A 12817-nucleotide genomic window follows, 5' to 3' on the forward strand; every position below is an offset into this window, starting at 1 on the left:
TACGCTGTCAAGCCGCTTGGCTCTGGCCTGAGCCAGAGGTCGCGTCGCGATACCAGTACTCGAGCGTCAGCACATGCCACAGATGCTTGGAGAAGTCCCGCTGCCCGGCGGCGTCCTCGGCGACCATGCGCGCCAGCGCGTCGCGGCGCAGAATCCCGGAGTTGACAAGCACGCCGTCGTTGACCACCTCGCGCACCAGCGGTGCCAGGTCCCGGCTCATCCAGGCGCGCAGCGGGGCGCTGAACAGGCCCTTGGGCCGGTACACGATCTCCCGGGGCAGGATCGAGGTGGCCGCCTCCTTGAGGACGGCCTTGCCCTGTCGTCCGACGATCTTGCGATCGCCGGGCACGGCGAACGCCGCCTTGACCACCTCGACGTCCACGTACGGCACCCGCACCTCGGTCGAGGCGGCCATGCTGGAGCGGTCCGTGTAAGCGAGGTTCAGGCCAGGCAGGAACATCCGGGCGTCGCTCAGGCACATGCGGTTGACGAAGTCGTCGAGTTCGTTGTCCTGGTAGATGTCCGCGTGCTCGGTCAGCACGTCGTCGACCGTTCCGGCCAGGTCCGGATTGACCAGGGCGAGCAGTTCGTCCTGGTCGTACATGGTGTAGCTGCGCCGGAACGCGGTCTCCTCCGGCAGGTCGGCGAAGGAGAGGAACCGTTTCGCGAACCGCACCGACCGGTACCCCCGGCGGGCCGTGGCGACCGGCAGCCGGTCCACGGCCGCGGACAGGCCGCGCCGCAGGGGCCGCGGGACGCGCTGGTAGCGCAGCGCAAGGAGGTTGGCCAGGTGCTTGCGGTAACCGGCGAACAGTTCGTCGGCACCCATCCCCGAGAGCATCACCTTGACCCCGGCTTCCCGGGCGGCCTCGCAGATGAGGAACGTGTTGATCGCGGCGGGGTCGCCGATCGGCTCGTCCAGGTGGTATGTCATCTGTGGCAGCAGGTCGAGCACATTCGGAGCGATCTCGATCTCATGCAGGTCGACGCCGAACCGCTCGGCCACCTGCCGGGCATAGCGAAGGTCGTCCGGCATGGCCTCGAACTTGGCGTCCTCGGCGCGGAACCCGATCGTGTAAGCGGAGATCCCGGGTTGGTCGCGGGCCGCCAGCGCGGTCAGGTAGCTGGAGTCAAGACCGCCGGAGAGGAAGGTCGCCACGGGTACGTCGGAGAGCAGGTGACGTCGAGTCGACTCCTCGACGATGGCGGCCAGGTCTGGCTGCTCGCCGCTCCGGGCCCGCTCCCGGCCCTCGGCGGCGACGTCCTTCAGGTGCCAGTACCGGCCGCGCTCCACCCGGCCGTCGGGCCGGCACCGGAGCCAGCTCCCCGGCGGCAGTTTCTCCGCTTCGCGGAACGCGCACCGTGAGTCCGGCACCCAGTAGTACAGCAGCGAGGCCACCAGCGCCGCATTGTCCACCTGCAGCGATCCGCCGGTGGCGGCGGCGAGCGCCTTGAGCTCGGAGGCGAACACCAGGCCCTCACCGCGCCGGAGCAGGAACAGCGGCTTGATGCCGAGCTGGTCGCGGGCGAGCACCAGTTCACCGGTTCGCTCGTCGAAGATCCCGAACGCGAACATGCCGCGCAGCCGGGGCAGGCAGTCCGTGCCCCAGCGCCGCCAGGCCTCAAGCAGCACCTCGGTGTCGGAGGTACCGCGGAAGCGCACCCCAGCGGCTGCCAGCTCGGCACGCAACTCCGGCGCGTTGTACAGCTCGCCGTTGTATGTGAGGGCGAGGCCGCCCGAGACCATCGGCTGGGCGCCGGTCTCGGACAGGTCGATGATGGCCAGCCGGCGGTGCCCGAGCTGCACTTCGCCGTCACCGACGGGGTGGCTGTACCGGCCCGCCCCGTCCGGACCGCGGTGGGCGAGGGTATCGGTGAGCCGGTCGGTCACGACCTTCCCGTCCGGCCATCGGTATGTCCCTGCGATGCCACACATGTCCTACCGCGCTTCCTGGTCGTTGTCCGGGACCTGTGCGGCCCACATCGGCAGCCGCTCCGTCCGCCGTCGGCCCGTCTCGTTCTGCCGGGCCGGCCGCTCGTTCCGGCCGCGCAGCGCGGTGTGCAGCCCGTCCCACAGCGTGCCGTCGGTCCGGTCACGCGGATCGGGGTCGATCAGCACCACACCGATCACCGGAATGCGCTGGTCCGCGAGCTGCCGCGCCACGGTGTGCAACCATGCGGCGCTGCCGTGCCCGGCACGCACGACGAGCACGGTCTGGGTGCCGAGGTACTGGAGGTCGGTCCACGCCGCGCCGGGCGCCACCGAGCCGACGCCGAGCCGGCGCTCCTGATGCGACACGGCCGCGGCACGCTCGCCGCTGACCACGGTCGGGTCTCCTGGCTTCGGGCGGCGGTTGGCGAGCTGCAGGCGTGGCAGACCATCGATGATGACCACTGGCTCCTCCGCCGCCAGTGCCCTTGCCAGGTCCAGGGCGATCACGCTCGCGCTGCGCGCACAGCCCAGTTCCAGCAGCGACACCGGTTCGGCGGAGCCGCGCACGGTGCGGGCCAGGGACGCGGTGAGCCTTGTCCGTGCCGCCCGGGTCCGTCGGCGCTGCCACAGCCTGGCCGACCGGCGGGGCGTGCGGCGCAGCTCCGCGATGACCGAGGCGCCGAGGTTCGCCGCGATCTCCCGGCGCAGCACCGGGCGGTCCGCCACCACCGCGCCGACCGCGGCCAGCGCGAGCCCGAGGACGAGCCCGAGGGCGAGCCCTATCGTGGCGTTGGTGACAGCGGCCCTGGGCAGGGAGTGCTGCACCGCGCGCGGGGCGTCCACGATCTGCGTGCCGGCGATGAGCCGGGGCGTGCCGGTGCGCGCCTCTGCGGCGCGCTGATCGAAATCGGCTATCCGCGAGGTGAGTTCGGCCCGGCGGGCGAAGAGCGACTCGATGCTCGCCGACGCTTTCGGGTCGCTCTCCGGCGATCGGTCTCCGATCGCCTTGTTGACCTTGGCGAGTTCCTTCCGCATGCGGTCACGCTGGTCGAGCAGAGTCTTGGCCTCGGCGTTCGCGGCTTCCTGTATTCGCCTCACATGGTCCGCGACAAACGCATCGGCCAGCGCCTTGGCGCGGGCCACCGCTTCCGCGTCGCTGTCACCTGTCACATTGATCTGCAGCAGGTTGTTGGTCAAGCCGGTACCCCCGTAGTCCTGCATGAAGTCCTCTGGTTTTTCCGGGGACTCGAGAGACTGCAGGGCCTTACTGGCGATCCGCGTGGTTTGCAGCAGCGCGACGTCGGTGCGGATCAGCGTTCCGGGGTCGTTCGGCTGGTCCGCCTGATGCGCGACCAGCACCTTGGTCACCGCGGTCGGCGGCGGCGGCATGAGGACCGCCACCGCCGCGCCGACCAGCAGCCCCAGCAGCGCCACGGCGCACCAGAGGCGGCGGCGCCTGCGCACCGCCACCACCAGCGCCTGCAGGTCCAGCAGCGGAGTGGCGGCCGACGACTCCGCAGTCTTGCTCGTCGTCACACTGAACCTCCCGTCGCGTGGCCGCGAACCGCGAGCGCCACAGTGGCCTCATCCGCAGGACGGCCGGCAGTCCGCGTCGGACGGGCTCGGATCGTGCCGGCGACGACGATGCCGACGACCTCATGCCCTGCGTCCGCACACGCCTCGGCGATGTCGGCGAGCTCCTCTGCGGTCCAGTTGCCCGCGCTGAGCACGACCAGGGCACCGGACTCGGTGTCGCGGTCCGGCACCAGCGGCCGGGACACGGAAACCCCCACCACCCGGAGCAGCGGATCGTTCTTGGCCTGGGCGACGAGCTGCCCGGCGGCCCTGCGGGCGATCTCGTCGCCGTCCGGTACGACAACCAGCAGCCGCCTGGGGGCCGGCAGCTGGTCCCGGAGGCGAGCGCACACCCGCCGGTAGCGGATCTGTCTGCCGGCCTCGCCGCCGGACGGCTGCGGGGTCGGTATGTCCCACCGGGTGTCGACGTCCAGCAGCCAGCGGATCCAGGCCCGCGGGTCACGGCCTTGTGGCCGGTGCGCGGGCCGTTCACCAGGCACGTCGACGGTACCCAGCAGCGCCGAGCCCAGCGCCGCGGCGATCTCCGGTTCGGTGCGCAGTCGGCGATTCACCCGTGCGGCGGCGAGATGGCCGATGAGCGCAAGCAGGAAGAACAGCAGCGCCCCGGCGACGATGAGCTGCGTCCTCGTCGGAGCTGCCTCGCCGGTCGGCCGGGCCGCCGGCCCCATGACGACCATGTTGGCCTTGTTGGTCGCCGGGTCGGCCTCGTCCAGCTTCTTCATTGCCTCCTGCAGCGCGGTGCGCAGCTGCTCGAGCTCGGTGCGGGCCTGCACGCTCTCCACGGACTGCCCCGGATCGGCCGCATTGGCCAGCTCGGTGATGCGGCGGTTGGTCTGCGCCACCTTCTGCCGCAGTGCCTCGGGCCCTGCCGCCGCGTCGGGGTCGGTGCTGTCGCCTGCGAGCCGCGCGGCGAATGTGACGAATTGTTGGGCCACCTGGTCGGAGAGCTGCTGCGCGCGCTCCGGGGTGTCGGCTGTACCCGAGATCTTGATGATGTTCCCGTCGGCGGCCTTGGCGCTCACTCGATCCCGCAGCTCGCCGCCGTTGACGCCCGTCCAGTCGAGCGTGGCAGCCGCGCGGTCGACCACCGCCGAACTGGTCGCGATGTCCACCTGAGTCAGCAGCCCGCGCTCGTCCCACTGCCCTGGCAGCAGTACCGATGCCGACGCCGTGTAACGCGGCGGGATCAGCACCGAGGTGCCGTAGCCGACGAGCGCGCCCACGACGGTGAGGACGGCGAGAAGCCGCCACCGCCGACGGAGAATCCGCCCGATCGTGACCAGGCGGATCGTGTCATCGCTCAACGGCGCGCCCTCTTCCCTGTGCGGACCGGGGCGCCCGCCGACACCGGAGTGTGGTCACGGCACGCAGCGGCGTAGGCGGCGAGCAGCGATCGCTGGGAGTTTCGCCAGGAGAGCTGTCCGCTGATCCGCTCCTGGCCGATCTTGCCCATCCGGGCCCGCTTCTCCGGATCGTCGAGGAGCAGCGTGATGAGCTTGGCGAACTCGGCCTCGTCGTTGGCGGGCGCGTAGACGGCGGCGTCACCGGCGGAGACTCGCGCCTCCCGGAGGTCGAACGAGACGATCGGCCGGCCCATCACCATGTACTCCAGGACCTTGTTCATGGTCGACACGTCGTTGAGCGGATTGCGCGGGTCGGGGGACAGGCACACGTCCGCGGTGGACAGGTAGCGCACCAGGTCGGCGTCCGGGATGCGACCGGTGAACTGCACCTGCTCCGAGAGCCCGAGCCGCCGGGACAGCTCCACCATCGCGTCGAAGGCGTCGCCGGCGCCGACGAACACCGCGTGCCAGTCGGTACGCCCGAACTCGTCGCGCAGCTTCGCGAGGGCCCGCAAGGCGTAGTCGACACCGTCCTGCGGGCCCATGACACCGAGGTAGCACAGCAGATGAGGCTTGCCGCTCTTCAACTCCGGCTCGGGCGGCACCGGCTGGAACCGGTCGGTGTCGGGCGCGCTGCGCACCACGAAGACGTCCGCCGGCCGCCGACCGCCACGGCGCAGCGCGACGTCCCGGTAGCTCTCGTTCGTGGCGAGCACGACGTCCGCGGCCCGGTAGGTCCGCCGTTCCAGCGCGCACACGGCGCGGTAAAGCAGATCCTTGCCGCGGTCGAACCGGGAGAGGTACAGCTCGGGCACCAGGTCGTGCTGGTCGAAGACGAACCGCGCGCCGCGCCGCTTCAGCCACAGTGCCGGCAGGAACAGCAGGTCGGGCGGGTTGCAGGCGTGGACCACGTCGACCGGGCCGACCTTGCGGGCCAGCCGGACCGTATGCCACAACGCCGATCCGTACTCCCGCAGGTAGCCGGCCGGCCCTCCGGTGGCCGCGCGCAACGGATAGCGGTGGATCCGCACCCCGTCGATCTCCGCCTCCGGCTCCGTGTCCCGCTTTTCCCCCCGGGGACAGATGACGTGCACCTCCCAGCCCGCGTCGCGCAGTGTCGTGCACTCCTGCCACACCCGCCGGTCGAACGGCACCGACAGGTTCTCCACCAGAATCAGCGCGCGCCGGTCCGGCCGGTCGCCGCTGGTTATGTCACCAAGCAAGGCCCACGTACCCAGGTTCGGCCCGGCGCGCCTCGGCGTCGGGAAGGTGGATGAGGTCGACGATCACCGGGCCGTCGCCATGGGGCAGCGCCGACAGCACGGCCGGATCCTTGGTCCCGACCAGGCACACCTCGGCATGCTCGAGCACCTCGTCGACGGACTCCGCAAGCAGCTGCGCGAGGTGCGGCAGCCGGGTCTCGATGTACTCGCGGTTCGCGCCGAGCAGCCGGGAGAGGTTCACGTTGGGGTCGTAGATCCGCAGGTCGTAACCCTTGCCGAAGAGCCTCTCCGCCAGCTCGACGAGCGGGCTCTCGCGGAGGTCGTCGGTGCCGGGTTTGAAGGACAACCCGAACAGGCCCACCCGACGCTTTCCGGTGCGCTCGACCAACTCCACCGCGCGCTGCAGATGGTCGGAGTTGGAGGGCAGCACGTGGGCGAGGATGGGCACCGAGACGTCTGCCCGCCGTGCCGCGTGGACCAGGCTGCGCAAGTCCTTGGGCAGGCAGGAGCCGCCGAAGGCGAAGCCGGGCCGCAGGTAGGCGGGGCTGATGTTCAGCTTGCGGTCGGCCAGGAACACGTCCATCACCTGGTGCGAGTCCACCCCGAGCGCGTGGCACACCGCGCCGAGCTCGTTCGCGAAGCCGATCTTGAGGCCGTGGAACGCGTTGTCCGCGTACTTGATGGCCTCGGCCGTCGGGATCGGCACCCGGAACACCTCGCCGGGCAATCCGTCGTACAGCGCCGTCACCGCGTCGCCGCTTGTCGGGTCGAGCTCGCCGATGACGGTCTTGGGCGGGTCGAAGAAGTCCTTCACGCTCGTGCCCTCGCGCAGGAACTCCGGGTTGACCGCGACCCCGAAGTCCACCCCGGCCGTGCCGCCGACGTACTTCTCCAGGATCGGTACCAGCAGGTTCAGACAGGTGCCCGGGAGCATGGTGCTGCGGAACACGACGGTCTGCCGCCCACCCCGCTCGGCCACCGCGGCACCGATCTGCTCGGTGACCCGCTCCAGATACGTGGTGCACAGGCTGCCGTTGGGCTCCGACGGCGTGCCCACGCAGACCAGCGACACCTCGCTGCCCATGATCGCCTCGCGGACGTCGCCGGTAGCGCGTAACGCTCCGGTCCGCACGACCTCGGCGATGAGCTCGCCGATCCGCTCCTCGACCACCGGGGCCTTGCCGTCGTTGACCAGGTCGACCTTCACCTGGTTCACGTCCACCCCGATGACCTCGTGACCCATGCTGGCCAGGCACGCGGCCGACACGCAGCCCACGTAGCCGAGCCCGAAAACGCTGACCTTCATGACCCGTCCCTCTCCCCAGGCAGGCCCTTCCGGCCTGCGGTCCGCGCGCCGGCCGGCCAGTTGAGCCGCAGCCCCCCGCGCATCAGTAGGCCCCCTGCCCATGGAGCACCGCACGCAGCGTCTTCCACAAGATCACTGTGTCCAGGGCGAGCGACCAGTCCTCCACGTACCGCAGGTCGAGCCGGACCGCCTCCTCCCACGACAGGTCGCTGCGTCCGCTGATCTGCCACAGCCCGGTGAGCCCGGGCTTGACCAGCAGCCGCCGCCGGATGTCCGGGCCGTACGCAGCGGACTCCTCCGGTAACGGAGGCCGCGGGCCGACGAGCGACATCGATCCGGTGAGTACGTTGAAGAGCTGCGGGAGCTCGTCGATCGAGTACCGGCGCAGCACTGCTCCCACCCGGGTCACCCGCGGATCCCGGCGGAGCTTGAACAGCAGGCCGGCGCCCTCGTTGCGGTCGGCCAGCTCGGCACGTGCCCCGTCGGCCCCGGCGACCATGGTGCGGAACTTGAAAATGGTGAACTCACGGCCGTCCTTGCCGACCCTGCGCTGGCGGTAGACCGTCCCACCCCGACTGTCCACCAGCACGAGCAGCCCGACGAGCACCATCAGCGGCGCGAACAGCATCAGCAGGATCGCCGCGCCCATCCGATCGACGACCTCTTTGATGGCCCGGTGACCCCCGGTGAAGGTCGGCATACTGACCCGCAGTAGCGGTATCCCGAGCACCGCGTCGACGTGCAGCCGCGGGCCGGCCACCTCCATCAGCACGGGGGCCACGACCATCTCGGCATCGCTGCCTTCGAGGTTCCAGGCCAGCCGCTGCAGCCGCTCCGGTGACCAGTGCGGGTCCGGTGTGACCGCGACGACACGGTAGCCGTCGCGGCGGACGTGGCCCGCGACGTCCGTCAGTCGGCCGACGACCGGCACTCCGTCCAGTTGGTCACCGTCGAGCCCGAGACCGTCCGTCGTGCACACCGCATCCACCCGCCAGCCGAGGTGCGGGAACTTGCGGGTTCGGGTGATCAGGTCGCGCACGGTGGCCAGGCTCCCGGCAGCGACCACCGGTCTCAGGCACCGTCCTTCGTTCCGCTGTTTGTGCAGCCCGAGGCGGAGCAGATACCGCGCGGTCATGGTGACGAGCGCGATCGCGGGGATCGCGACGAAGATCCAGAGCTTGATGTTGCGCGAGGTGAGGGCGATCCCGCCGAGCGCCAGTACGACGGTCGCCGTGAACAGTGAGCGTCCGAGCCGGCGGAATTCCTCGGCGCCCTGGCCGAGCACGGCCGGAGCCCATGACCGGCTCACCGCAAGCGCTCCCAGCACCAGCAGCTCGGTGCCGAATGCGAGAATTCCCCACTTCTCGTGCCAGTTGGCCGCGTCCCGGGCCCCGAAGAAGTTGCCGATCGCCGCCACCACCAAGGCGGTGGCCACGGTATCGCTGGTGATCACGGTACGGCGGTACCGCTGCTCCCAGTCGTTCACGGGCTGGCTGATTGCCCCATTCGCCAGACGCCCGCGCGTCGACGGAAAAGGGACGACTGATCCCCCCTGCCGCACAGAACCCCCCCGGGTCCCCAGTGGTTCGACGTGTTCGCCTAACACTGTTCCTCCCGGGAGGCCCCGCCCCGCACGCTTCCACCCCTCGGGAGGCCCATCGCCCCGCGCCGCGCTGTTCCTCTTTGCGGTAGGCCCCCGCCCCCCGCGCATGACATCCCGGCTACTTCAGCGCTACTTGAACAACCCGCCCTGGCGGCAGCGGACTCGCACGTCCTGCCAGACCCTCGAGGTGCGCGGGAACCGTCGAAACCTCGGGTGCTCCCCGCACCCGAAGCCCCCTCTCGGGCTCCAAGAATTGATCACCCCCACGTCTGGCACCGGGGACGCGACTGCTGGCTTTCGGTAGTGCCGGACTTATAGATCATTATTGGTCGCCTCGTGCCCGAGCAGTTGAAGCACGGTCAATCTAGACCAACGGGGCCGGTCTGTAGAGGGGATGTGTGCAACTTGTGCTCAAGCTTTGAGGCTGGACCCACCGACCGGTGCCTACGGGTGCCTTGACGCCATCGCGCGCTCCAGAGGCGCACGACTTGAGCGTGTCGGTGTTCGGCGGCATGCTCGCGCAGGTCGCGTCGACATGTTTCCGTGGGCGCACGACGTGAAGTGCGCCGCGGGTCGGACGGACGGACGTCTCTGGCCTGCGGTTGCGGCCTGTGCATGGGTGGGCGAGCGTTAGGCCCCGCCCTCTTGCAGCGGCGCACGGAAGTCTCGACGCTCACCCGACGCTCCAGCTGATGGCAAATCAGGTACCTGTGAGAGTGCCTTTTCAGCCGAACCCGCGCCTGACGCTGTTCCTGGCTGAGCGGCAGGCGGGCAACGGGCCGGCGGTGGCGATGTATTTGCGCCTCGGTACGTCGCGACACGGGCGGCCGGTACGAAGCACCGTGGCTTCGCGCTGGATTTCTGGGACAAGCGCCGCGAGATGTAGGAAACTCTCAAGGGGCTGCCACGCTCGTCGAGCCCGAACGAGGCGGATTGGCCATGAGTCTTGGGGGGCAATCATTCATGCAGCCACGGTTGTTGTCAGCGGGATGCACAGCGGACCCAACCCCTCACCGGGGTTAGGGATCGCACGGTCCCTGAAGCTAGCGGATCCGGAAGTCCGGGTGGTCGGGCTGGACTACTCTGCTGCCAGTTCGGCCCTGCACACATCAATTCTCGACGATGTCGTGTTGCTTCCCGGGTGGGACGAGATACACCCGGGTACGTGGATGGAACAAGTGGCGGATCTGATCGCCGACCCGAACACCTTCCTCATTCCGACCCTGGACCTCGAGGTCCGAGTACTCGCCGAGTTTTTCGGTGTGCATGAACGCGTACTGGCACCGAACAAGCGAGTGCTCGACACTGTGGCAAAACCGCCGGTCACGGTAGCAGACGCGCTGGGACTGCCCCTGCCGGAATTCTCCACCGACACGGACTGGGGCGCGGCTGAACGATTCATCCGTCACTCGCCTTACGGCGCCTGGGCCAAGGGTCAGCACTACGAGGCGTTCCGGGTACGGAGCGTGGAGGAGGCACTCGCCGCGGGGCGCTTCATCAAGCGCGAGTGGGGCGGAGACTGGCATCTTGAGGCGCATGTCCCCGGTCAGGAGTGCGGCATAGCCTTCGTCGCCCGCAACGGCGCACTGCTCGACGCCGTCCTGATGACGAAGGTGATCCTTACCCCCGAGGGGAAGACCTGGTCGGGGGAGGTCGCCGAACTGCCGGACGTGTTGTGGGAGAAACTGCGCCACTACGCAGCCGACGTCGGGTGGAACGGCGGGGGCGAGATCGAGATGATTCGAACGTGGGACGGTGACCTGAAATTGATGGAGGTCAATCCCCGCTTTCCCGCCTGGATTCACGGTGCAAGCACCTGCGGCGCGAACCTGCCGGCGGCTCTGCTCGCGGAGCAGGTCCGGCCCGAACGCCGCCGCCTCACATCCGGGTTCACCAGAGTGGTCGAAGAGATCGCTGTCTCCCCCGTACTCGGAATCTCCTCCTATCCCTGGGGGCCCAGCGACGGGATCAATCCGGCCACCAAGCACCCGTCGGGCATGCGCACGCTTGGCCGCAGGGAACTGCTCTCCGAGCCGACCGCCGTACACGGGCCGGCGTCGGCCATCCCTTCGAACCGCACGCACCCACAGCCTTCGGAGAGCACTGAATCCCTCACGGGATACGAGACTCTGCTGGACACACCGTCCGAGTCGTGGGCAACCCCGTCCCGACAGATACTGGTGACACTCCTCGACGAGCGGGTCGCAGAGCTGCGCGCACAGCTGGACGGTCTTCCTCACACTGTTCTGGCGCACAGCATCAAGACCTGCCCGCATCCGGAGCTGCTGTCCCGGGCCGCCGGACTCGGATTGGTCGCCGAAGCAATCACCCTGGACGAATTGGATGTCGCGATCACCCACGGCTTCGATCCCGGTTGCGCCATTCTGAACGGCCCGGCGAAGTGGTGGCCTTCCCGTTCCAGCGTACGCTGCGGCGCCTTCTTTGCCGATTCGGTCGAGGAGCTTGCGCAACTGGTGCGCTCGTTGGACGCGGGGTTCCGGCTCACGGCGGACATCGTCGGTATACGTGTGGCGGCACCCGGAGTGGCCAGCCGCTTCGGGCTCTCCTTCGAGCGGAGCGCCGACTTGGCGGAAACCGCCGCGCTGCTCACCGAGTTGCGGGTACGACTCGGTGCCCGGTGGGGAATTCACTTTCATCAGGCGGAGAGCGTGCTGGGTCCGGACCGATGGCGGCACGAGGCGACCTCGGCTCTCGGTTTCGCCGACCCGCTCGCCGACCGGCTGGGTGATCCGCCGGCGGTCGTCGATTTCGGCGGCGGGTGGCACGTGGACGACCTGTCCGTCCTGCGTTCGTCGCTCGACCGGGTCCTCGCAACCGGCGGAGATTGCCTGCGGACGCGGCAGCTCGAGATCGTGCTGGAACCGGGCAAGTTGCTGACCCAGTCGGCGGCAGCCGTCGTCACCCGGGTCCTGCTTGCCAAAGGCCACGGCATCGGCCGGGAGGTCATCGTGGACGCGGCCCTCGGTGACATTCCCGAAGCCCGATACCGGGCTCATCCCGTCGCCCAGTTCATCCATGGGGAGTGGCGGCCGGTGAGCCGTGGAGCGGGACGCATCCTCGGGCGGTCCTGCATGGAAAGCGACATCCTCGCGGAGGAGCTGGATGTGAGTTCCTTGGCAGAGGGGGACTTCCTGGCGTTCGGCATGTGCGGCGCCTACGACCTGTCCATGTCCTATCCCTTCGGACGCGGCCTGGCAGCGGAAGCCCTCGCATGACCAGCGACCACCGGCGTCGACCAGGATGCGCGTTGAGTGAGCAGGACCGTCAACGCATCGACTCCATCGGGCTGTCACGCATCTCGCACCACGGCGACCTTTGCTGTAGGGAAGCACGACGTTTCGTTCTGCGGCGTTTCGAGCGCTGGGTCGACACGGGCTCCCGGCTGGCCGCGATACCGCTGCTCGTCAGCTGGGGACCCACCCGGTGGCCGGTGAGCTGGTGCCGGTTGGCGGAGCCGGACAAGTGGGTCGGCGACTGCGGAGTGCATGCGGATCTGGCGGGCGAACTGCTCACGCTGGCCGGTGTGCCGTATGCGCGGGGGCGGGCAGCGATCAAGCCGCCCGCCTACGCCGTGCCGCACTGGAGGTCGACGTGGTCGGCGTCCGACGCGAACGACGTCTGGATCGGCGACGACGTGGTGCACCACGAGGTGCTTCGCATAGGCGAGCGCTGGTGGGACCCGACGGAGGCGCGTTGGTTCGCCGGACCGGGTGCCCACGTCCTCGCCGGCTGTGTGGCCGCCGTCCGAGTGGAGGGGGCGGACTGGCAGTTGAGTGAGGCGGACTGACGCAA

8 protein-coding genes are annotated in these 12817 nt (G+C 69.4%); 2 read left to right on the forward strand and 6 right to left on the reverse strand.

Annotated elements, in window-relative coordinates; all coding sequences use genetic code 11:
• Positions 1–7: 7 nt before the first annotated feature.
• The 6 genes from asnB to SLUN_RS34630 all read right to left on the reverse strand — a co-directional run bounded on the left by asnB (position 8) and on the right by SLUN_RS34630 (position 8962).
• Positions 8–1936, reverse strand: a complete 1929-nt coding sequence (gene asnB / locus SLUN_RS34605) for an asparagine synthase (glutamine-hydrolyzing) (protein ID WP_108153860.1) — start codon at positions 1934–1936, stop codon at positions 8–10.
• A gap of 3 nt (positions 1937–1939) precedes the next feature.
• A complete protein-coding gene (locus tag SLUN_RS34610; protein WP_108153861.1) occupies positions 1940–3469 on the reverse strand; it encodes a Wzz/FepE/Etk N-terminal domain-containing protein in 1530 nt (509 codons plus the stop codon).
• Entirely contained in the window at positions 3466–4833 is a 1368-nt protein-coding gene (locus SLUN_RS34615; RefSeq protein ID WP_108153862.1) for a Wzz/FepE/Etk N-terminal domain-containing protein, read from the reverse strand. The genes SLUN_RS34610 and SLUN_RS34615 overlap by 4 nt, the downstream gene beginning before the upstream one ends.
• Positions 4830–6095, reverse strand: a complete 1266-nt coding sequence (locus SLUN_RS34620) for a glycosyltransferase family 4 protein (RefSeq protein ID WP_108153863.1) — start codon at positions 6093–6095, stop codon at positions 4830–4832. Before SLUN_RS34620 ends, SLUN_RS34615 begins: the two co-directional genes overlap by 4 nt.
• On the reverse strand, positions 6085–7401 hold the full coding sequence (locus tag SLUN_RS34625; protein ID WP_108153864.1) for a nucleotide sugar dehydrogenase: 1317 nt from the start codon (positions 7399–7401) through the stop codon (positions 6085–6087). Before SLUN_RS34625 ends, SLUN_RS34620 begins: the two co-directional genes overlap by 11 nt.
• Positions 7402–7483: 82 nt before the next feature.
• Positions 7484–8962 carry a sugar transferase gene (locus SLUN_RS34630; RefSeq protein ID WP_108153865.1) on the reverse strand — a complete coding sequence of 493 codons (1479 nt, stop codon included), beginning with the start codon at positions 8960–8962 and terminating at the stop codon, positions 7484–7486.
• Positions 8963–10068: 1106 nt separating this feature from the next.
• Between SLUN_RS34630 and SLUN_RS34635 the strand changes: the two genes are divergently transcribed.
• Together SLUN_RS34635 and SLUN_RS34640 are read left to right on the forward strand one after the other, a co-directional pair.
• The gene (locus SLUN_RS34635; RefSeq protein ID WP_159100392.1) at positions 10069–12240 is read left to right on the forward strand and encodes an ATP-grasp domain-containing protein; all 2172 of its coding nucleotides are present in this window, start codon (positions 10069–10071) and stop codon (positions 12238–12240) included.
• Positions 12241–12272: 32 nt separating this feature from the next.
• Positions 12273–12812 carry a hypothetical protein gene (locus SLUN_RS34640; RefSeq protein ID WP_108153867.1) on the forward strand — a complete coding sequence of 180 codons (540 nt, stop codon included), beginning with the start codon at positions 12273–12275 and terminating at the stop codon, positions 12810–12812.
• The last annotated feature ends 5 nt before the right edge of the window (positions 12813–12817 follow it).

Source organism: Streptomyces lunaelactis, assembly GCF_003054555.1.
Taxonomy (GTDB): domain Bacteria; phylum Actinomycetota; class Actinomycetes; order Streptomycetales; family Streptomycetaceae; genus Streptomyces; species Streptomyces lunaelactis.